We start from the raw sequence: 21,180 nt of genomic DNA on the forward strand, positions 1-21,180 counted from the left end.
TTCGCGACCGTACGGGGTATCAACATATCTGGCGTTGACTTTTAGCACGCTGTTGAGTTCTCAAGGAACGGACGCTTCCTTTGAAACCGTTTCACCGGTCTCTCCGGGCGCTTCCCTTCGGTGTTTCCAACCTTACCAGATCCGTTTTCCGGTCCGTTCCCGGTCCGAATTCCGTTTCCGGCCCCCTGTTGGAGCGGGGTTTTTCGCGCCTTCCGGCGTGGTCACTACGTTAGCGGATTTCCCCCGAGGCTCATAATCGAGCTTCCCGACCGAATTCCGGGCACGCCGAAATCCATCCCGATGAGGGGCCGTGCAGTAGTGGTTTGCCGCCGGTGCGGCGTAAGTGGCTGCCGAAGAACCGCTACGGCTCTGTGACAACCCGAAGAACTGTACACGACACTCCGAAGGCCATCAACTGCGTGGTCTTGCGCACCCGCAGGGCGTACGGTTCGGACCCATGACGAACCATGCGCTGCGCACTCACCAGTGGTGGCCCGCCTGACCGGCGGCCCACCTTCGCGCATCGCATCCACACGGCCGCCGCCCCGGCGGCCGTTCGTGCGTCTCCCTCCCGCACAAGCCGGTCCGGCCGGTCCGCGGTGGTCCCGACTACGGCGGGAGACGGCACAGACATGCCACAGCCACACGCACGAACGCGGATCTTCAGCGGGGTCAAGCCCACGGGCCATCTGACGCTCGGGAACTACCTCGGAGCCGTACGGCGATGGGTCCAGGAGGACCAGCACCGCGCCGACGCGCTCTTCTGCGTCGTCGATCTGCATGCCCTCACCGTGGAGCACGACCCGGCACGGGTGCGCAGACTCAGTCGGCAGGCGGCCACGCTGCTGCTGGCCTCCGGGCTCGACCCGGATCGCTGCACGGTGTTCGTGCAGAGCCATGTGGACGAGCACGCACGCCTGTCGTACCTGATGGAGTGCACGGCCGCGGACGGCGAGATGCGGCGGATGATCCAGTACAAGGAGAAGGTGGCGCGGGAGCAGGCGCGCGGGCGTAGCGTGCGGCTGTCGTTGCTCACCTATCCGGCGCTGATGGCCGCGGACATCCTCGCGTACGGCACGGACGAGGTGCCGGTCGGCGACGACCAGGCGCAGCATGTGGAGCTGGCCCGGACGCTGGCCCAGCGGTTCAACCAGCGGTACGGGCCGGTCTTCACGGTGCCCCGGATGACGCGTCCGGCGGTCGCCGCCCGCGTCATGGACCTGCAGGACCCGACCTCGAAGATGGGCAAGTCGCACGCCGAGGGGCGGGCATCGTCTATCTCCTCGACGAGGAGGACGCGGTCCGCAGGAAGGTGATGCGGGCGGTGACGGACAGCGGGAGCGAGGTCGCGTACGACCGGGAGGCGCAGCCCGGGGTGGCCAATCTGCTGGAGATGCTCGCTGCCTGCAGCACCGACGGCGGAACGCCGGAGGAACTGGCCGGTGAGTACTCCTCGTACGGGGCGCTGAAGAAGGACACGGCCGAGGCGGTGGTGGAGCTGTTGCGGCCGATCCGGGCCCGCCACGCGGAGCTGTGCGCCGACCCGTCGTATGTGGACGGGGTGCTGCGGGCGGGGGCCGAGCGGGCACGGGGGCTGGCGAGACCGTGGGTGGACGCCGCGTACGAGGCGGTGGGGCTGCTGCCGCCCAGCTGAGCACTGAGCCCGGCTCGCCGTCAGGCCCCCGTCAGCCGTTCCCGGAGGCGAGCTCGCGGCTGCGGTCGCGGGCCGCTTCCAGTGCGGCGATCAGCGCGGCGCGCACGCCGTGGCTCTCCAGCTCGCGGATGGCGCTGATGGTGGTGCCGGCCGGTGAGGTCACCGCCTCACGCAGCTTGACCGGGTGCTCTCCGCTGTCGCGGAGCATCACGGCCGCGCCGATCGCCGCCTGGACGATCAGGTCGTGGGCCTTGTCGCGGGGCAGGCCCAGCAGGATGCCCGCGTCGGTCATCGCCTCGACGAGGAAGTAGAAGTACGCGGGGCCGGAGCCGGAGAGTGCGGTCGCGGCGTCCTGCTGGGTCTCGGGGACGCGCAGGGTCTTGCCGACGCCGCCGAAGATCGTCTCCGCGTGTGCCAGGTGCTCTTCGGTGGCGTGGCTGCCGGCCGAGATGACCGACATGGCCTCGTCGACCAGGGCGGGGGTGTTGGTCATGACCCGGACGACCGGGGTGCCGGCGGCCAGGCGTGCCTCGAAGAAGGTGGTCGGGATGCCCGCCGCGCCGGAGATCACCAGCCGGTCGTCGGGGACGTGCGGGGCGAGCTCGTCGAGCAGGGCGCCCATGTCCTGGGGCTTGACGGTGAGGATGAGGGTGTCGGCGATCTTGGCGGCCTCGGCGTTGGAGACGGCCTCGACGCCGTAGCGGGTCCGGAGCTCTTCGGCGCGCTCCGGGCGGCGGGCCGTGACCAGCAGGTCGGACGGGGCCCAGCCACTGCGGATCATTCCGCTGAGAAGGGCTTCGCCGATCTTTCCCGTGCCGAGCACGGCGACCTTCTCCGTGGCCTTCTCCGGGACCTTCTCCGTGACCTTCTCCGTCATGGTGCGGCTCACCTCGCGAATTGCTGTGTTGCTGTGCTGCTGCGCAGGGCTCTGGGTTGCTGCTCTGGGTTGTGTGCTGTGTCGCTGTGCTGTGTCGCTGTGGAGAGCTGTGGTGCAGAGCCGTGGGAAGCGGTTGGACGTACGGAGCCATCCTCGCACCGGGGACGGGGTAGGTGTGTGAAGCGTCCAGGTGGCGGTACGGGGGGCCCGGCGCATCGAGGGGGCGCGTCCGCGCGGGCGTCCGCCGGGGCAATCGGAGCTGCTCGCTCCCGTTAGATGACTCCGCGTTCACAGTTCGGTTACATAGCGACTTGCAAATGGTCACGACCCTTTGGACATAATGGAGTTCGGTGTCCAAGTCGTGACCAGAGGGGGGGCGATGGTGAGGTCCATCGGGCATGCCAGCCGTGTGCTGTTCGCCGCAGTGTCCGTGCTGCTCGCCCTCTTCATCGCCGCCGACTGCGCGTCTGTGCAGGTCACCCACCCCCAGACGGTGGCCACCGCATCCGTGGCCGAGTCCCGCCCGGCCGTGAAGGTCACCGCGTCCTCGCATGACGACGCCGGGGCCGATGACTGCCAGGGGCTCCGCGGCGCACGGGCACCCCTCACCGCGCCCACCCCCACCGGCAAACCCGGATGTGTGTGCGGTTGCGACGCCGGGCGGCTGGAGCCGCGTACCACGGCCGTCGCGCCTCTCACGGGACGGCAGGCCGTCCCCGTGTCGAGATCCGGCGAGCTGCCGGTCTCCCTCCAGATCTTCCGCTGCTGAGAGGCATTCCGCCCAGCCATGGCGGTCAACGACCGCCGTGGCGGTCGACCACGCTCTCTCTCGGCTCATCAGCAGCGCGACAGCAGCTCATCAGCCAGCGAACTCATCAGCTAGTGACCGATTCCATCGATCCCGACTGACGCAGCGCTACGTCGCGCCCGCACCTGCCCTTGTGCCGGTGCCGGGGCGCACTGGAGGCAACCCTCATGCCATTTCACAAGACTCTCCTCAACCGATTCCGCGGGGCGGGCGGCACCGACGGCTCTTCCGCCGGTGCCGGCACCTTCCGCGCCGACTTCACCGCATCTCTCGTCGTTTTCCTCGTCGCCGTGCCCTTGTGCGTGGGCGTGGCGGTCGCCTCGGGGGTCCCGGCCGAGCTCGGCCTGATCACCGGCATCATCGGCGGCCTGGTCACCGGCTTTCTGCCGGGCAGCAGCCTGCAGGTCAGCGGGCCGGCGGCCGGTCTGACCGTGCTCGTGTACGAGGCGGTGGAGGAGTACGGCCTCGCGGCCCTCGGCGTCCTGGTCCTCATGTCCGGGCTGCTGCAGCTGACGATGGGCATGCTGCGCCTGGGGCGCTGGTTCCGCGCGATCTCCATCGCGGTCGTCCAGGGCATGCTCGCGGGCATCGGCCTCGTACTGATCGCCGGGCAGCTCTACGCGCTCGCCGACGCCAAGGCACCGAGCAGCGGCCTGGGCAAGCTGGGCGGGCTGCCCGGTCTGGTCGCCGATGTGGCCGGGTCGGACACCGCGCTGAAGGCGGTGGCCGTGGGCGTGGGAACGATCGCGGTGCTGGTGCTGTGGCCGCGCTGGAAGCGGGGGGCGCGGGTGCTGCCCGCTCCGCTGGCGGCGGTCGCCCTGGCCACGCTGGCCACGGTGGGAATGGACCTGCCCGTCGCCCGGGTCGAGGTGCAGGGCCTGTTGGATGCCGTGCAGCCGCCCGGCGGCAGTGAGTTCGCGCAGCTCGCGGAGATCGGCGTGCTCGGGACCGTGCTCGCCTTCACGCTGATCGCCTCGGCCGAGAGCCTGTTCTCCGCGGCGGCCGTGGACCGGCTGCACGACGGCCCGCGGACCAACTACGACAAGGAGCTCATCGCACAGGGCACGGGCAACGCGGTGTGCGGCGCGCTGGGCGCCCTGCCGATGACCGCGGTGATCGTACGGAGCGCCGCCAATGTGCAGGCGGGCGCCAAGACGAAGGTCTCGCGGGTCCTGCACGGCGTGTGGCTGCTGGTCTTCGCGGTGCTGTTCCCGTCGGCGCTGGGCGTCATCCCGGTGGCGGCGCTGGCCGGCGTGCTGGTGCACGCGGGCTGGAAGCTGATCCCGACCAAGGACCTGGTCCCGCTGTGGCGTGCGCACCGTGGCGAGGCGGTGGTGCTGGTGGTGACCGCGAGCGCGATCGTGGTCACCAACATGTTCGAGGGCGTGATCATCGGTCTGCTGATGGCGGTCGCCAAGTCGGCCTGGGAGACCTCGCATGTGCATGTCGAGGTGACCGGGTTGAAGGACGCGCCTGAGGACCGCCCCGTACGCGTACGAGTGCTGGGCAACGCCACCTTCCTGCGGCTGCCCAAGCTGCTCGACGAGCTGGAGGCGCTGCCCCGCGAGCGCGAGGTCCGGATGGATCTGAGCGGGCTGCGGCATGTGGACCACGCGTGCGAGATGGCGCTGGCCACGTGGGCCGAGCGGCACAACGCGGTGGTCAGCCGGGACACCGACGCGAACTCCCACAAGACCGACGCCTCGGGCACGGCAGACGCGGACGGCACGGACGGCACGAAGGGCGTGGGCGGCGCGAAGGGCGCGGACGGCACGGACGGCACGGACAGCGCCGACGCCGCCGACGAGCGGGCTCTGGCGTAGTCGCGCGTCACTGCGCGAACGGGGGTACCAACGGGGGCGGTACCGACCAGGTACCAACGAGCTAGCAACGCAGTGCGGGTCCCTGGCGCCATGAACGCCGGGGGCCCGCACCGCGTGGTCCTCATGCCCCGGTCAGGTCACTCGATCGCGTGCGTCCGCTTCTCCAGTGCCTCGATGGAGAGCCGAGCGTGGGTCAGTTCGTCGAGGCTGCGTCGGTGCAGCTCCAGGTTGTCCTCCATCAGCTGCGCGTACTTCATCGCCAACTGCTTGTACTGCTCCTCGCGCGCGCTCAGCATCCGGGCACGCCACGTCACGGCGATCTGCCAGACGACCACGATCAGGAGCAGGAAGGTTCCACCTGCCCCGACCACTCCTGCGGCTTCGCCGTTCATTCGGCTGTCTCCTTGAGAAGTTCCCCCACCAACGGTCCACGGCGGCCCGCGGATGTTGTCCATCACGCTGGCAGCCGCCGAAGCGGACGTCAAAGCAAACCGACGCATTTCCGGGGCGGTTGGGGGAGCGTCAGGGACATCTCAGGGTTCCCCCGATGCCCTTCCGATGCCCTTCCGATGCCCTGTCGAGCCGATGCCCTGTCGAGGCCGTTCGTTGCCCGGGATCGGTCTGCCGCCCGTGCGACCCGCCGTCTAGGCTGAGGCAGCTTCACATGTACGTACACGCATGTGCCGACGGGCACTCGGGAGGGGTTGGGGTGCCGCTGAGCGCCGGTGATCCGAAGACCATGGGCGACTACCGGCTGCTGGACCGGCTCGGATCCGGCGGCATGGGTGTCGTCTATCTGGCGCGCTCGGCCTCGGGCCGACAGGTCGCGGTCAAGGTGGTGCACGCGCAGTTCGCCGAGGACGAGGAGTTCCGGACCCGCTTTCGACAGGAGGTCGCGGCGGCCCGGCGGGTGAGCGGGGCGTTCACCGCGCCCGTCGTGGACGCGGACCCGGACGCCGAGCGCCCCTGGATGGCGACCCTGTACGTGCCGGGGCCGACGCTCTCCGAGCGGCTGACCCAGCGCGGCCCGCTGACCGCGGCCGAGCTGCGGCAGCTGGCCCTGGGCCTGGCCGAGGCGCTGCACGACATCCACCGGGTGGGTGTGGTCCACCGCGACCTCAAGCCCGCCAATGTGCTGATGGCGGACGACGGTCCGCGCGTCATCGACTTCGGGATCTCCCGGGCGGCGGACAACCAGGCGCTGACGGTGACCGGGCGGGTCATGGGGACACCCCCCTTCATGTCGCCCGAGCAACTGAGCAGGCCCCGTGAGGTGACCGGGGCCTCGGACGTCTTCTCGCTCGGCGCGCTGCTGGTGTACGCGGCGACCGGCAAGGGGCCCTTCGACGGCGAGAGCCCGTATCTGACCGCGTACCAGGTGGTGCACGAGCCGCCCGCGCTGAGCGAGGTCGCGCAGCCGCTGCGCGACGTCGTCGAACGCTGCCTGGCCAAGGCCGCTGACGACCGGCCCCGGATCGCCGAGCTGGTGCGGCTGCTGGACGAACTGCCGGCCAAGGGCGCGGTTCACACGGCAAGGGGCAAGTCGGACAAGGCGGGCACGTCGGGCAACGGTGGCTCGGGCGACCGCGGGCCGGATGGCGGCCCGGGCGGTGGCTCGGGCGGTGGCTCGGCCAACGGCTCGGGCGGCGCCTCGGACAAGGGTAAGGGTAAAGGGAAGGGACGAGGCCGGGGCGGGGCCGGGAAGGCGGGGGCGGATCAGGGCACCTGGCCGACGTGGGGCGGGGTCCGGCGACGCCGCCCCGTCTTCGCCGCCATGGTCGCCGTCGCGGCGCTGGCCCTGGGCGGCGGAGCCTTCGCGCTGTACTCGCCCGGCGACGACGGGGGCGGCGGGGTCCGTACGAGCGGCCCGTCGACCGACACGCCCCGGGCGATCCCGCTCCCCCAGGGCTGGCGGCCGTGGCAGCTGTCGCTCACCCAGACCGCCGGGACCGCGGGCTCGGAGGACGAGTTGGTGGACTTCGGCGGCGAGGTCACCCCGCGCTGTGTACGGCAGGACGCGAAGCTCTACTGCGGCGGCACAGGTTTCCCCACGGTCCGTGTGGACGCGCTGACGGGGCGCGTCGACTGGAGTACCAAGGCGCTGGCCAAGAGCAGCACCTCGGGGACCGGTTCGGAACCGGTCGGGGCGCACGGCGGGTTGGTCCTCGTCCACGACGCCCCGTCGGACACGACCGTCCGGCTGCTCGCCCTGGACGCGGAGTCCGGCGACAGCAGGTGGGCACGGGAGATCAGTTCGAGCCTCGACACGGCGTTCTTCGACGACATGGTCATCGCCAGCGCCCCCGACGACCGGTCCCTCGTCGCCCGGAACACGGCGACCGGCGAGATCCGGTGGGCGTACCAGGTACCCAGGGGACAGCAGTGCTCGCCCATCGCGTACGGGAAGGTGCCGTACGGCCTGTGCTGGGACAGCGACGAGGAAGAAGTCCTGTGGTCCACCATCGTGCGGCTCGACAAGCGCGATGGCTCCGCCACCACGTTGGCCCGGCTGAAGGACACCGAGGACGGTCTGGGGCTCGACGGCGACGACCTGCTGATCCTCCCGATGGTGACCAACACCGACAGCGGTCCGTACCCCTACATCCTCCGGTTGAACACCCGCACCGGTGAGCAGCGGCGGGTTCCGCTCCCGAAGAACGCGCAGGGCATGGGGGCGTTGGTCGACGGCCGGCTCTTCTTCGTCCAGGAGAGCGGTCGGGTCACCGCGGTGAACGCGGACAGCGGCAAGCAGCTGTGGAGCCGACAGACGACGGTGGAGCGGCTGGGCATGCCGATCGTCTCGGCCGCCGAGGACACGGTGTACCTGTGCAGCGGCAGCGGGCGGCTGCTGGCGCTGAACCTGCGGACGGGCGAGGAGCTGTGGCAGTCCGCGCCACACAGCGATGTCAGCGGCTCGGGCGGCGCTCCGGCATCGTCGCAGGTGCTTCGGGTGGGCGGCTCGATCGTGGCCTGGGCGAGCGATGGGACGCTCTTCTCCGTCGACCCGCGCCACCCGGACGCCAAGCCCGCGAAGGCCAAGCCCGTGGACTCCGGCACGTCGACGAAGCCCGCGGACTCCAGCACGTCGACAAAGTCCGCGCAGCCCTCGGCATCCGCAACCGCGAAGCCCTGACGGCCCGGGGCCGACCGGTCCGGCTGGTGAGGCCAGTTCGACCGGTGGAGCCGGTCCGGCCAGTTCAGCCGGGTCCGGCCAGTTCAGCCGGGTCCGGTCAGCCGCCGCAGACGACAGTGACGAACCCGTCGCTGCCGGTCTTCACATACGCGTCGGAGACGTACTGCCCCGGCGCGATGCTGTCCCAGATGTCCGTCGTGCCGTACGGGCCCGAGACCTTCTGCCCTCGGCGCTGGCAGCGGATCGGGACGCGGGTGTTGTACGGCAACACCTTGACCAGCTTGTTGGTCGTGCTGGGACCGCTGCGGACGTTCACCTGGTAGCCGGGTGCGATCGGATAGGTGACCGTCGCCGCCTCAACCGCCCCCGCCTCAACAGCCGCCTCAGCGTCGGTCGTCTCCACGGTTTCTTCCATGGCCATCGGCCCTCCCCCATCGAGCTTCATTCCGATGTTGTGCACATCTTGTGCACATGTCGCGTTACGTGACACGACCAGCGGAGGCTAACAGGGCTCGCACGTGTCATCGACTAGGCTCGCCGAGTCGCGACTGCGGCCGAATTCACGGGGGTGGGGAATGCCGCCGGTGCGCAGAGCCGGGACAGGCCCGGAAGCGGAGGACCCGGAGTACGCCGGTCAGTACCGGCTCGAGGCGCACCTCGGCTCCGGCGGCATGGGCGTGGTGCACCTGGCTCGCTCGGCCTCGGGCCGACGCCTCGCGGTGAAGGTCGTCCACGCGGAGTACGCCGAAGACCCCGAGTTCCGGGCGCGGTTCCGGCAGGAGGTGGCGGCCGCCCGGCGGGTCAGCGGGGCGTTCACCGCGCCCGTCGTGGACGCCGACCCGGACGGCGAGCGGCCCTGGATGGCCACCCTCTACATCCCCGGCCCCACCCTCGCCGAACATGTCAAGCGGAACGGCCCGCTGCCGACCGGGGACATGGTGCGGCTGGCCGCAGGACTCGCCGAGGCGCTGCGCGACATCCACCGCGCGGGGGTGGTGCACCGCGATCTGAAGCCGAGCAATGTGCTGCTCGCCGCGGACGGGCCGAAGGTTATCGACTTCGGCATCTCGCGGCCGTCCGACAGCGAACTGCGCACCGAGACGGGGAAGCTGATCGGCACACCGCCCTTCATGGCGCCCGAGCAGTTCCAGCGGCCGCGCCATGTGGGGCCCGCGGCCGATGTGTTCGCGCTGGGGTCGGTGCTGGTGCACGCGGCGACCGGGCGCGGGCCCTTCGAGTCCGAGAGCCCGTACATCGTGGCGTACCAGGTCGTGCACGACGAGGCGGATCTGGCGGGCGTGCCGCGCGAGCTGCTGCCGCTCGTGCAGCGCTGCCTGGCCAAGGACCCCGCCGAACGCCCCACACCAGACGCGCTGATGACGGTCCTGCGCGCCATCAGCGGCCCCCATCCGCCCGCCCTGCGCGGCCCGCTCCCGCGCGTCCCCGCCCAGCGCGGGCGCGGCACGGGCCCGCTGTGGGGCGATGACGATGACGACGACGGCAGCGTGACGGACAGCAGCGTCTCGGAGGACGGGCGGGACGCCGCCATCGATGCCGGTACGGAGGCTGCCACCCGGGCCGGTGCGGAGGTCGCCACTGGTGGCGGCTCCCCGGACGCCAGTGACGCCGTGAACGGTGACGCCGCGGTCAATACGCACCCCGCTGCCGACCCGGTCGGCACCGGCAGCCCGGCCGCCGAAGGCCACACCGACGACCCCCCGTACGGCGGGCGTGACGCGGACACACAGGTCAGGGCGGGCTCATTGCCCGCGGTCACGGCGGGGCGGCGGCACCGGACGGCTCGGCGCTGGGTCACGGTCGGGGTGCTGGCCGTCGTCATGCTCGGCGCGGGTACGGTCTGGGCGCTGCAGCGGGACCACGACGGGCGGCGCTCGGCGCACCGTCAGCCGACCGGCGCCACGAAGGCGGCGGCCTGGCGACCGTGGAAGGGCACGCTGCCCACCGACGGGTCCGGCGCGGAAGGCGAGGGCATCCGGGCGGCGTTCTGCTCGTACGGAGGCGGCGCGCTGTACTGCGCCGGGCGCGGCGTCGCGGCCGCCCGCATCGACCCGGCCGACGGCAAGGTGCTGTGGTGGCGCCCGGCCGCGGCGGGCCGCCCGGACGACGGCACGCCGACCGCCCCCGCACTCTCCGGCGGCCTGGTCCAGGTGGTGTCGCCGGACGGGGCGCGGCTGCGGGCGCTCGACCCGAAGACGGGGCGCCCCCGTTGGAGCCGTGACGTGGCCTCGTACGAGGGCCGGGTCTACCCCGCGGGTGACACCGTGCTGCTGGTCGCGGCGGACGGCGTGGTCACGGCGGTCGACGGGGCCACGAACAAGCGGCGCTGGAGCCATGCCGTCCCCGGCCACGCCCGCCCGGCGTTCGTCTCGTACGGCGACGGCCGCACCGCCTACGCGCTCACCACGTCGGCCGACGGGGCCCACACACTGGTCACGGCGGTCGACCCGGCCCGCGGCACGACCCGCTGGCAGCGGTCGTTCCGCGGCAATCTCACCCCGGCCGGCGCCGACTCCGAGGGGGTCCTGTACCTCACCGGCACCGACGCCCAGACCCGTACCGCCACCGTCGTCCGGTACGACCCGGCGCACCGCGCCGAACACCGCGTCGCGCTGGCCACGCCGGTGTCCGCGACCAGCGTGGCGGTGCGCGGCGGCATGGTCTACCTGCTGTGCTCGGACGGCGGTCTGGTGGCGGTCGACCCGCGCCGTACGGATCCGGCCGCGGCGCAGCGCTGGCGGCTGGAGACCTCGGTGGGCAACGCGTCGCCGCTGGTGGCCTCGGGCGACCGGCTGTACTTCTCGGCGGCGGACGGGCGGCTGCTCGCCGTGGACGCGGTGGGGGGCGAGTTGCTGGGGCAGACCCCACCGCGTACGGGCAAGGCCCAGAAGAGCTATCTGGAGCTGGTGCCCGCGCCGGTGGCGGCGGACGGCAAGGTGTACGGGTCGACGCCGGACGGCACGGTCTTCGGGATGTCGGGACGGGACCCGGCCCGCTGGTGAACGCCGGCCCATAGGCGCAGGTGGAGTGGCTGAGCGGCCCCGCCGTCTCGTCCCGGCGCGACGCCGTGTACCTCAGTGATGCCGATCGGCGACGCGCTGTACGGGGTGTATGGGTGTACGGGGTGTATGGGTACGACAACGTCGCGGTCTTCGGCCAGGACACCACCCGCCCGCTCCGATCGCAGGGGCCGGGACGGGCGGGGGCCGGGGCGGCAGGCTAGCCGAGCTTGCTGACGTCCCGCACCGCGCCCTTGTCGGCGCTGGTCGCCATCGCCGCGTACGCCCGCAGCGCGGCGGACACCTTGCGGTCGCGGTTCTTCGGCGCGTACACGCCGCCGAGGGCCTCGCGCCGGGCGGCCAGCTCGTCCTCGCTCACCAGCAGCTCGATCGTGCGGGCGGGGATGTCGATGCGGATCCGGTCGCCGTCCTCGACCAGGGCGATGGCGCCGCCGGAGGCCGCCTCGGGCGAGGCGTGGCCGATGGACAGGCCCGAGGTGCCGCCGGAGAAGCGGCCGTCGGTGACCAGGGCGCAGGCCTTGCCCAGGCCCCGGCCCTTGAGGAAGGAGGTGGGGTAGAGCATCTCCTGCATGCCGGGGCCGCCCTTGGGGCCCTCGTAGCGGATGACGACGACGTCGCCCTCCTTGATCTGCTTGCCGAGGATCTTCTCGACGGCCTCTTCCTGGGACTCGCAGACCACGGCCGGGCCCTCGAAGGTCCAGATGGACTCGTCGACGCCCGCGGTCTTCACCACGCAGCCGTCCTCGGCGAGGTTGCCGTACAGGACGGACAGGCCGCCTTCCTTGGAGTAGGCGTGCTCGATGTCGCGGATGCAGCCGTTCTCGGCGTCGGTGTCGAGGGTCTCCCAGCGCTCGGACTGCGAGAAGGCGGTCGCGGAGCGCACACAGCCGGGGGCGGCGTGGAAAAGCTCCACGGCCTCGGCGGAGGGCGATCCGCCGCGGATGTCCCACTGCTTGAGCCAGTCGGCGAGCGAGGACGAGTGCACCGTGTGCACGTCCTCGTTGAGCAGCCCGGCCCGGTCCAGCTCGCCCAGGATCGCGGGGATGCCGCCGGCCCGGTGGACGTCCTCCATGTAGTAGACCCCGCCGGGGGCGACGTTCGGGGCGACCTTCGCCAGGCAGGGCAGGCGGCGGGAGAGCCCGTCGATGTCCTTCATGTCGAAGTCGAGCCCGGCCTCCTGGGCGGCGGCCAGCAGGTGCAGGATCGTGTTGGTCGAGCCGCCCATGGCGATGTCGAGGGCCACGGCGTTCTCGAAGGCGGCGCGGGAGCCGACGGAGCGCGGCAGGACGGTCTCGTCGTCCTGCTCGTAGTAGCGCTTGGTGATCTCCACGACGGTGCGGCCGGCGGTCTCGTACAGCGCCTTGCGGGCGGTGTGAGTGGCCAGCACCGAGCCGTTGCCGGGGAGGGACAGGCCGATCGCCTCGGTGAGGCAGTTCATCGAGTTCGCGGTGAACATGCCGGAACAGGAGCCGCAGGTCGGACAGGCGTTGTCCTCGATCCGGGCGATGTCCTCGTCGGAGACGTTGTCGTTGACGGCCTCGGAGATCGCGGTGATCAGGTCGAGCTTGCGGACCGTGCCGTCGACCAGGGTCGCCCGGCCCGACTCCATCGGGCCGCCGGAGACGAAGACGGTGGGGATGTTCAGCCGCATCGCGGCCATCAGCATGCCGGGCGTGATCTTGTCGCAGTTGGAGATGCAGATCAGCGCGTCCGCGCAGTGTGCCTCGACCATGTACTCGACCGAGTCGGCGATCAGGTCGCGGGAGGGCAGGGAGTAGAGCATTCCGCCGTGGCCCATGGCGATGCCGTCGTCCACGGCGATCGTGTTGAACTCGCGCGGGATGGCCCCCGCGGCGTGGATCGCCTCGCTGACGATCCGGCCGACCGGCTGGAGGTGGGTGTGGCCCGGCACGAACTCCGTGAAGCTGTTCGCCACCGCGATGATCGGCTTGCCGAAGTCCTCGCGCGCTACGCCCGAGGCCTGCATAAGGGCTCGGGCGCCCGCCATGTTGCGGCCATGGGTGACGGTGCGGGACCTCAGCTCGGGCACGGTGCTCCACTCCCTCGTTTCCGGGTCGTCCGGTTGTCCGGGTTCTTGAGTCTTCTGAGCCTACGCCTCCCATCCGGGATACGGACGGTGCGTCCGGATCCCAAGACGTGCGGCTCAGTCCTCGGGCAGCCCCAGCCGCGAACGGCCGGCTCAGCCCGGGCAGACCAGGCCAGACCAGGTCTGGCCCGCTCAGTCGTCGGCCAGATAGCGCTGGAGCGTCGGCCCCACCATGGCGATGATGTCCTCCACCGGCGCCGAGGCCATCGGCTCCATCTGGATCACATACCGCAGCATCGCGATCCCGATCATGTGCCCGGCCGCCAGCTGCGCCCGGAACTCCGGGTTGGGTACATCCAGCTCGTCCGCCATCCGCAGCAGCAGCCGACGCTGGATCATGCCCCGCAGGACCGCGGCCGCCGCCTCGTTGGTCAGCGCGGAGCGCATCACGGCCAGCAGCGGCAGGCGGGTGACGGGGTTCTCCCAGATGCCGAGTATGAAGCGGGCCATCCGCTCGCCCGCCCCCTCCCGGCTGCCGCTGTGCACCGCGTCCGGGGCGCCCATGGCGGGCGCGAAGATCAGCTCGACGGCCGCCCCGAACACCTGGTCCTTGGTGCCGAAGTAGTGGTGGACCAGGGCCGGGTCCACCCCCGCCGCCTTCGCGATGCCGCGGATCGAGGTCTTGTCGTAGCCCCGCTCGGCGAACTCGTTGCGCGCCGCGGTCAGGATCCGGTCGCGCGCCGCGGGGGCGTCGGCGGCACCCTCGGTACGGGGCGGACGGCCGCGGCGGCGCGGGGCGGGGGACTGCGAGGGCAGGGCCGGGGTCACGAGCCTGGCACCGCCCTGGTCGGCGAGGCGCCCGAGTCCGATCCGGCGCCTGAACCCGACGAAGCGGCCGCATTGGGCGGGACAGCCGCATTGGGCGAGTCGGCCGAGTTCGGCGAGGCGAGGTGGAGCCGGGTGAAGGCCAGCGCCTCCGCCAGGTCCGCCTCCCGCTCGGCCGTGGACATCGCCCGCCGGGTGTTGACCTCGACGACCACATGGCCGTCGAAGCCCGTCGCGGCCAGCCGCTCCAGCAGCTCGGCGCACGGCTGGGTGCCGCGCCCCGGCACCAGATGCTCATCCTTGTTGGAGCCCATGCCATCGGCAAGGTGGAGATGGGCCAGCCGGTCGCCCATCCGGTCCACCATGCCGAGCGCGTCCGTACGGGCGGTCGCCGTGTGCGAGAGGTCGATCGTGAAGTGGCGGTAGTCGTCGTGGGTGACGTCCCAGTCGGGCGCGTACGCGAGCATCTCCCGGTCGCGGTAGCGCCACGGGTACATGTTCTCGACGGCGAACCGCACGTCCGTCTCACCCGCCATCCGCCAGATTCCGCGTACGAACTCCCGGGCGTACGCGCGCTGCCATCTGAAGGGCGGGTGGACCACGACGGTGGAGGCGCCGAGCCTCTCGGCCGCCGCCTTCGCGCGCTGCAGCTTCACCCATGGGTCGGTCGACCACACCCGCTGAGTGATCAGCAGGCATGGCGCATGCACGGCGAGAATCGGCACCCCGTGGTAGTCCGAAAGCCGACGCAGCGACTCGATGTCCTGGCTGACCGGATCGGTCCACACCATGATCTCGACACCGTCGTAGCCCAGGCGTGCGGCGATCTCGAAGGCCGTCGCCGTCGACTCCGGATAGACCGAGGCCGTGGACAGCGCGACCTTCGCATCCGGGATGCGCACCACTGGCTGTGTCACGAGGGACAGGGTACGGCGCTCCCCCGGACGGCTAAACCGCCACCGCCCACCGCACCCCCCTGACGCCGCGAGCGGCGCAGGTCACAGCACAGGTCACACTGCAGGTCACGGCGCAGGTCGGGCGCAGGTCACAGCGCGCGTCACAGCACAGGCCGGGCGCACGTCACAGCGCACGTCACAGCGTCATCCCGGCAGGTGGTCCAGACGGCGCAGGATGACGCCCTCGCGCAGCGCCCACGGGCAGATCTCCAGCTCATCCACCCCGAACAGATCCATCGCGGCCTCAGCGACCAGCGCCCCCGCCAGCAGCTGCGGCGCCCGCCCCTCGGAGACGCCCGGCAGCTGCTCGCGCTTGTCGACGGGCATGGCGGCCAGCTTCGGCACCCACTGCTCCAGCGCCTGGCGGGTCAGCCGACGCTGTACGTACAGGCCCTCGGCGGAACGCGCCGCGCCCGCGATCCTGGCCAGCTGCTTGAAGGTCTTGGAGGTGGCCACGACGTGGTCGGGCGCGCCATGGCGGCTGAAGTCGCCGACGATCCGCGCGATCTCCGCCCGTACGTGCCGCCGCAGGGCCCGTACATCGTCCGGCGTGGGCGGGTCGTCGGGCAGCCAGCCGGCCGTCAGCCTGCCCGCGCCCAGCGGCAGCGAGACGGCCGCGTCCGGCTCCTCGTCGAGCCCGTACGCGATCTCGAGCGAGCCGCCGCCGATGTCCAGGACCAGCAGCTTTCCGGCCGACCAGCCGAACCAGCGGCGGGCCGCCAGGAAGGTGAGCCGCGCCTCCTCCTCGCCGGTCAGGACGCCCAGCCGCACCCCGGTCTCCTCGGCGACGCGGGCCAGCACGTCCTCGGCGTTGGCCGCCTCCCGGACGGCGGAGGTGGCGAAGGGCAGCACATCCACGACGCCCTTGTCCTCGGCGGCCTGCAGCGCCTCCTTGACCACCGCGATCAGGCGCTCGACGCCGTCGGCCCCTATGGCCCCGCCGTCGTCGAGCAACTCCGCCAGCCGTAGCTCAGCCTTGTGCGAGTGGGCGGGCAGCGGGCGTGCTCCCGGGTGCGCGTCCACCACCAGCAGATGGACCGTGTTCGAACCCACGTCCAGGACACCGAGTCTCATGGCCAGAACGCTACTGCCCCTATCGCCTGGTCAGGTACGGGCCTGAGGCTATACGCGCTGCGCATGGGCATACGCTTGGCCCGTGGCAAAGACGAAAAAGGCGAAGCAGGACAAAGTCCGGAAGCGGCGTCCCGAGGCCGCCGGGCAGCCCGGCGAGGCCGAGGCGGCCTCGAACGACCTGAACAACCTGGATGACCTGGACGGCCTGGTCATCGCGTTCGCCCCGGACATCCGGGATGGAGCAGACGGCACGGCCGGAGCAGACGCATCAGCAGAGGGCACGGCCGGTGCGGACGAGGCGGCCGGTGCGGACATGGCGATCGACCCGGCCGGTGACGAGGTCGACCTGGACTTCGCCCGCGCCTGGATCGAATTCCCCGATCCCGCCGACGACGAGCAGGTCTTCCGCTGCGATCTGACCTGGCTGACCTCGCGCTGGACCTGCATTTTCGGCCAGGGCTGCCAGGGCATCCAGGCAGGGCGCGCGAGCGACGGCTGCTGCACGCTGGGCGCGCACTTCTCGGACGAGGAGGACGAGGAGCGCGTCGGGCGCCACGTGGCCCGGCTCACCCCGGACATCTGGCAGTTCCACGACGTGGGGCACAAGACCGGCTGGACCCAGTCCGGCGATGAGGACGACGAGCGCCAGACCCGCCGCTACGAGGGCTCGTGCATCTTCCAGAACCGGCCGGGCTTCAAGGGCGGCGCGGGCTGCGCGCTGCACATCCTGGCGCTCAAGGAAGGCCGCGAGCCGCTGGAGACCAAGCCGGACGTCTGTTGGCAGCTGCCGATCCGCAGGTCGTACACCTGGATCGACCGGCCCGACGAGACGCGTGTACTGCAGATCACCATCGCCGAGTACGACCGGCGCGGGTGGGGCCCGGGCGGCCATGACCTGCACTGGTGGTGCACCTCGGCGACCTCCGCGCACGGCGGCGGGGAGCCGGTGTATGTGTCCTACCGGGCGGAGCTGACGGAGCTCATGGGCAAGGAGGGCTACGACCGGCTGGCCGAGCTCTGCGAGCAGCGGCTGGCGTCCTCCCTGCCGCTCGTGGCCCCGCACCCAGCAGACCCGATGAGCTGACCTAAGGCGTCTCGCCCGAGGTCGGCGTGGACTCGCCCGGCGGGTCCGAGGGCCCGGGGGTGGGCTCGGGCTCCGCGCCACGGCCTTCGATCACCACCACCGCCCCCGCCGGATCCACCCTGACCCGTGCGCTCCAGCGTCCGGGCGGCTCGCGGTCCCGGTCCACGGACACGGTGATCGTCGTCGTCTCTCCGGGCCGCAGCACCCCGGCCGTATGGCTCAGCTGGAGCCAGGGCGCGCCGGCGGACGCCGACCAGTGCACCGGGCCGCCCCCCGAGGCCCTGAGTGTGATGACCGTGACCTCGCCGCTGGGCTGCGCCTCGACCGTCAGCCGCCCGGGGCCGGGCTCGGTCCGCCCGGGACCGGATCCGGTCCCCGGACGGCCCCCGGCGCCGGGGGTGCCGTGGGTGCCGTGGGTGCCGGACGTGGCGTGCGGGCCCGGCCGCCCGCCGGTCGCGGTGCCGGACCGTTCCGCCTCGCCGTCTCCGCCCCGGTCGCCCCTCGCGGCGCCGGTCTCGTCTCCGCCGACGACCTCCACGGACACGTCCGGCGACTGTTTACCCGCGGTGCCACCACGACCGGATTTCAGCCGCGCGCCGGAACGGTTCTGTGCGCTGCCCGCCTCGTCGTACGAGCGCCGCGGCGACTCGTCGCGGACGCCGCCGCCCGACCGGTCGGGGGTGCGCTCCGCCGCCCCGTCCGCGTTGGCGGCGGCCACGGAGTCCGTGTCGTGGTCGTCGCCCGCCGTCGGGGTGCCCCGGTAGGCGGCCCACAGCGCGAGCAGCGGGGCCGCCACGACGGAAGCGACCACCGTCGTGGTCAGCGCGCGGCTGCGCATCCGGCCGCGGCGCGCGGCCTGGTCCTTGGGGTCCAGGGGGAAGCCCCGCCGGTCGAAGCGCGGCCGGGAGGCGGCGCGCGCCGGGCGCGCGCCTTGGGCGCCCACCATCGCGGCGTACACGGCGGCGCGCGGCGCCTCCAGCACCGGCAGGGCCGCGGGGGCGGCCGCCGTGCCGGGCCAGGGGCCGCCCGCTGTGGCCCGCTCGGCCATCCCGCGGCACTCACGGCAGTCGTCCACATGCCGTACGAGTTCGCGGCGCAGCGCGGCGGAGAGCAGCACCTGGGTGTCGCCCGCGAGCCGGGCGACGACGGGGCAGTGGCCGAGCTCGACGACGGCGAGCGCGGCACGCGTGCGCTCCACCTCGCAGGCCGCGCTGGCGAGCAGGGCGCGGGTCTCGTCGCGCTCCTTGCCGAGCGCCGCGGCGACCTCGCTCGGGCTCAGCCGGTGGCGCACGGCCAGCTCCAGCGCCTCGCGCTGCTCGGGGGTGGTCCCGGCGGCCTCGGGCCATGCGAGCGCGGCCAGCTCACGGCGGCGCTGCGCGGCGGTGGGTGAAACGGGGGGCGGGGGCGGCGAGGCGGCTGCGGCCGGAGCGCGCCGGTCGCGGTGACGCCGCTGGGCCGGCACCTCCGGCGGCCGGGGCCGTCCCACACGCTTCTCGATCCCGCCACGCCCGGTGGCGGCCCTGCGCTCCCTCCGGCCCTCAGGGGCACCCCGGTCTCCAGAGGCGCCCCGGTCCCCAGGGACCCTCCAGTCCTCGAGACCCCGCCGGTCCCCAGGGATTCCCCGGTCTCCGGGGGCCCTCCGCTCCCCAGGGGCCCCCTGGCCTCCGGAGTCCTCCTCGCCCCCCAGCCCCTCCCGCTCCTCCAGCCCCTTCCGCTCGGCGAGCTTGCGCAGACAGGCCCAGCGCGCGAGGGCGTAGAGCCAGGGACGGCGCAGATCGCCCTCGGCGGCCACGCGCCCTCGTCCCCGCCCGTGCTGTCGCTCGGCGACGGCGAGCGCCTCGCCGAGCGCGGCGGTCGCGGCGTCGTGCTCGCACAGGACCGACAGGCAGTAGGTGAACAGGCCGTCCAGATACGGTTCGTAGCGCGCGGGGGGACGCTGGAGGTGCGCGGCGGAAGCGCGCGGCGCGCGACGCGGTGCACCGGGGGCGCCGGATGCGCTGGACGCACCAGATGCGCCGGGCGCACCGGGCGAGTGTGTCGAGTGCTCGGACCTGCTGCTCATCACCCGGCGACGGTAGGCGGATGATGCAGGCTCCATCGCGCTACTTGCGCAGTTTTAACCCTTACGGGTGACCATCTCCCTCATAAGGGGACAGGTGTCCTCCCCTCGCGTCCGGGATCTGCTACGCGCGAAGCGCCAGGGCCGCACCGTCCGCCCGACTGTCGGTGGCCGGCGCCCGCCCGCCCTGCTGTCGGTGCCCGGCGCTAGCGTTACGGCATGGCTGCCCGTAGCTCGTCCCGATCGTCCGCCAAGGACCGGCCCTCCTACCGCTGTACGGAGTGCGGCTGGACCACCGCCAAGTGGCTCGGCCGCTGCCCGGAGTGCCACGCGTGGGGCACGGTCGAGGAGTTCGGCACGCCCGCGGTGCGGACGACCGCGCCCGGCCGGGTCACCTCGGCGGCTCTGCCCATCGGGCAGGTGGACGGCCGTCAGGCCACCGCCCGCTCCACGGGCGTGGATGAGCTCGACCGCGTCCTCGGCGGTGGCCTGGTCCCCGGCGCCGTGGTGCTGCTGGCCGGGGAGCCGGGGGTCGGCAAGTCGACGCTGCTGCTCGACGTCGCCGCCAAGGCCGCCACCGACGACCACCGGACCCTCTACATCACGGGCGAGGAGTCGGCGAGCCAGGTGCGGTTGCGCGCGGACCGCATCGGCGCGCTGAGCGAGTATCTCTATCTCGCCGCCGAAACCGATCTGTCGGCCGTCCTCGGCCATCTCGACTCCGTCAAGCCGTCCCTGCTGATCCTGGATTCCGTCCAGACCGTCGCCTCCCCCGAGATCGACGGAGCGCCCGGCGGCATGGCCCAGGTGCGGGAGGTGGCCGGGGCCCTCATTCGCGCCTCCAAGGAGCGCGGCATGTCCACGCTCCTGGTCGGCCATGTGACGAAGGACGGCGCCATCGCCGGCCCCCGCCTCCTGGAGCATCTGGTGGACGTGGTGCTGCACTTCGAGGGCGACCGCCATGCCCGGCTGCGCCTGGTGCGCGGCGTGAAGAACCGCTACGGGGCGACGGACGAGGTCGGCTGCTTCGAGTTGCACGACGAGGGCATCATCGGCCTCGCCGACCCGTCCGGGCTGTTCCTCACCCGCCGCGACGAGCCGGTGCCCGGCACCTGCCTGACCGTCACCCTCGAAGGCCGCCGGCCGCTGGTGGCCGAGGTGCAGGCGCTGACCGTGGACTCCCAGATCCCGTCCCCCCGCCGCACCACCTCCGGCCTGGAGACCTCGCGTGTGTCGATGATGCTCGCCGTCCTGGAGCAGCGCGGCCGCATCAGCGCCCTCAGCAAGCGGGACATCTACAGCGCCACGGTCGGCGGCGTAAAGCTCTCCGAGCCCGCGGCGGACCTGGCCGTGGCGCTCGCGCTGGCCAGCGCGGCGAGCGACACCCCGCTGCCTAAGAACCTGGTGGCGATCGGCGAGGTGGGCCTGGCGGGAGAGGTCCGGCGGGTCACGGGCGTACAGCGGCGGCTGACCGAGGCGGCCCGGCTCGGCTTCACCCACGCCCTGGTGCCCGGCGACCCGGGGAAGATCCCGGCCGGCATGCGAGTGCTGGAGGTAGCGAACATAGGGGACGCACTACGCGTATTGCCCCGGCGCAAGCGGGCCGAGCAAGCGCCACAGGACGCGCCGAGCGACTGAGACCCGACCTGGTGAGCGCGGGCGCGGATGGCGCGCTCCCGCTCCTGCCCACAGGCGTACGCCGGGAGGCCCGGCGGGAGGGCAGTGACCGCCGGTAGACTTTGCCCTGGTCTCGCCCGTACGTAGCCCGCGCACCGGCACAGCAGGGCGGCCCGCGGCAGCGA

At 72.3% G+C, this 21,180-nt stretch carries 14 protein-coding genes and 1 pseudogene; 7 read left to right on the top strand and 8 right to left on the bottom strand.

The features are described 5' to 3' along the window. Positions 1 to 632 precede the first annotated feature (632 nt). Positions 633 to 1,654, top strand: a pseudogene (gene trpS, locus PV419_RS21575) (tryptophan--tRNA ligase). A gap of 31 nt (positions 1,655 to 1,685) precedes the next feature. Here the strand turns inward: trpS and proC are convergent. Beyond that, positions 1,686 to 2,531 (bottom strand): pyrroline-5-carboxylate reductase, encoded by an 846-nt coding sequence (gene proC / locus PV419_RS21580; RefSeq protein ID WP_319691302.1) that lies wholly within the window; start codon positions 2,529 to 2,531, stop codon positions 1,686 to 1,688. Positions 2,532 to 2,910: 379 nt separating this feature from the next. On the opposite strand from proC, the gene PV419_RS21585 reads away from it, so the two are divergent. Both PV419_RS21585 and PV419_RS21590 read left to right on the top strand, forming a co-directional pair. After that, a complete protein-coding gene (locus PV419_RS21585; protein ID WP_319691304.1) occupies positions 2,911 to 3,300 on the top strand; it encodes a hypothetical protein in 390 nt (129 codons plus the stop codon). A gap of 206 nt (positions 3,301 to 3,506) precedes the next feature. After that, entirely contained in the window at positions 3,507 to 5,162 is a 1,656-nt protein-coding gene (locus PV419_RS21590) for a SulP family inorganic anion transporter (RefSeq protein ID WP_319691305.1), read from the top strand. Positions 5,163 to 5,299: 137 nt separating this feature from the next. Here the strand turns inward: PV419_RS21590 and PV419_RS21595 are convergent, their stop codons facing one another. Further along, positions 5,300 to 5,554 (bottom strand): hypothetical protein, encoded by a 255-nt coding sequence (locus PV419_RS21595; protein ID WP_319691307.1) that lies wholly within the window; start codon positions 5,552 to 5,554, stop codon positions 5,300 to 5,302. 317 nt (positions 5,555 to 5,871) lie between these two features. Here PV419_RS21595 and PV419_RS21600 point away from each other — a divergent pair, with 317 nt between their 5' ends. Further along, positions 5,872 to 8,295: a serine/threonine-protein kinase gene (locus PV419_RS21600; protein WP_319691308.1), complete on the top strand. Its 2,424-nt coding sequence runs from the start codon at positions 5,872 to 5,874 to the stop codon at positions 8,293 to 8,295. Between the two features lie 97 nt (positions 8,296 to 8,392). Here the strand turns inward: PV419_RS21600 and PV419_RS21605 are convergent, their stop codons facing one another. After that, positions 8,393 to 8,716: an SH3 domain-containing protein gene (locus PV419_RS21605; RefSeq protein ID WP_415925359.1), complete on the bottom strand. Its 324-nt coding sequence runs from the start codon at positions 8,714 to 8,716 to the stop codon at positions 8,393 to 8,395. Positions 8,717 to 8,870: 154 nt separating this feature from the next. Between PV419_RS21605 and PV419_RS21610 the strand changes: the two genes are divergently transcribed. Continuing rightward, positions 8,871 to 11,315 (top strand): serine/threonine-protein kinase, encoded by a 2,445-nt coding sequence (locus tag PV419_RS21610; protein WP_319691310.1) that lies wholly within the window; start codon positions 8,871 to 8,873, stop codon positions 11,313 to 11,315. A 217-nt stretch (positions 11,316 to 11,532) separates the two neighbouring features. Here the strand turns inward: PV419_RS21610 and ilvD are convergent, their stop codons facing one another. The 4 genes from ilvD to PV419_RS21630 all read right to left on the bottom strand — a co-directional run bounded on the left by ilvD (position 11,533) and on the right by PV419_RS21630 (position 16,235). Continuing rightward, positions 11,533 to 13,383 carry a dihydroxy-acid dehydratase gene (gene ilvD, locus PV419_RS21615; RefSeq protein ID WP_319691312.1) on the bottom strand — a complete coding sequence of 617 codons (1,851 nt, stop codon included), beginning with the start codon at positions 13,381 to 13,383 and terminating at the stop codon, positions 11,533 to 11,535. A 189-nt stretch (positions 13,384 to 13,572) separates the two neighbouring features. Then, positions 13,573 to 14,208, bottom strand: coding sequence for a TetR family transcriptional regulator (locus tag PV419_RS21620; RefSeq protein ID WP_319691314.1), 636 nt, complete (start codon positions 14,206 to 14,208; stop codon positions 13,573 to 13,575). Beyond that, positions 14,205 to 15,110 carry a sugar phosphate isomerase/epimerase gene (locus PV419_RS21625; RefSeq protein WP_319691724.1) on the bottom strand — a complete coding sequence of 302 codons (906 nt, stop codon included), beginning with the start codon at positions 15,108 to 15,110 and terminating at the stop codon, positions 14,205 to 14,207. The genes PV419_RS21620 and PV419_RS21625 overlap by 4 nt, the downstream gene beginning before the upstream one ends. Positions 15,111 to 15,305: 195 nt before the next feature. Next, positions 15,306 to 16,235, bottom strand: coding sequence for a Ppx/GppA phosphatase family protein (locus tag PV419_RS21630; RefSeq protein ID WP_319691316.1), 930 nt, complete (start codon positions 16,233 to 16,235; stop codon positions 15,306 to 15,308). An 82-nt stretch (positions 16,236 to 16,317) separates the two neighbouring features. Here PV419_RS21630 and PV419_RS21635 point away from each other — a divergent pair, with 82 nt between their 5' ends. Further along, the gene (locus PV419_RS21635) at positions 16,318 to 17,319 is read left to right on the top strand and encodes a hypothetical protein (protein ID WP_415925360.1); all 1,002 of its coding nucleotides are present in this window, start codon (positions 16,318 to 16,320) and stop codon (positions 17,317 to 17,319) included. Between the two features lies 1 nt (position 17,320). On the opposite strand, the gene PV419_RS21640 is transcribed toward PV419_RS21635, so the two are convergent. Then, a complete protein-coding gene (locus PV419_RS21640; protein ID WP_319691318.1) occupies positions 17,321 to 19,381 on the bottom strand; it encodes a BACON domain-containing protein in 2,061 nt (686 codons plus the stop codon). Positions 19,382 to 19,597: 216 nt separating this feature from the next. On the opposite strand from PV419_RS21640, the gene radA reads away from it, so the two are divergent. Further along, the gene (radA, locus tag PV419_RS21645; protein WP_319691320.1) at positions 19,598 to 21,016 is read left to right on the top strand and encodes a DNA repair protein RadA; all 1,419 of its coding nucleotides are present in this window, start codon (positions 19,598 to 19,600) and stop codon (positions 21,014 to 21,016) included. The last annotated feature ends 164 nt before the right edge of the window (positions 21,017 to 21,180 follow it).

The sequence above is a fragment of the Streptomyces sp. ME19-01-6 genome (assembly GCF_033793745.1).
In the GTDB taxonomy this organism is placed as follows: Bacteria; Actinomycetota; Actinomycetes; order Streptomycetales; family Streptomycetaceae; genus Streptomyces.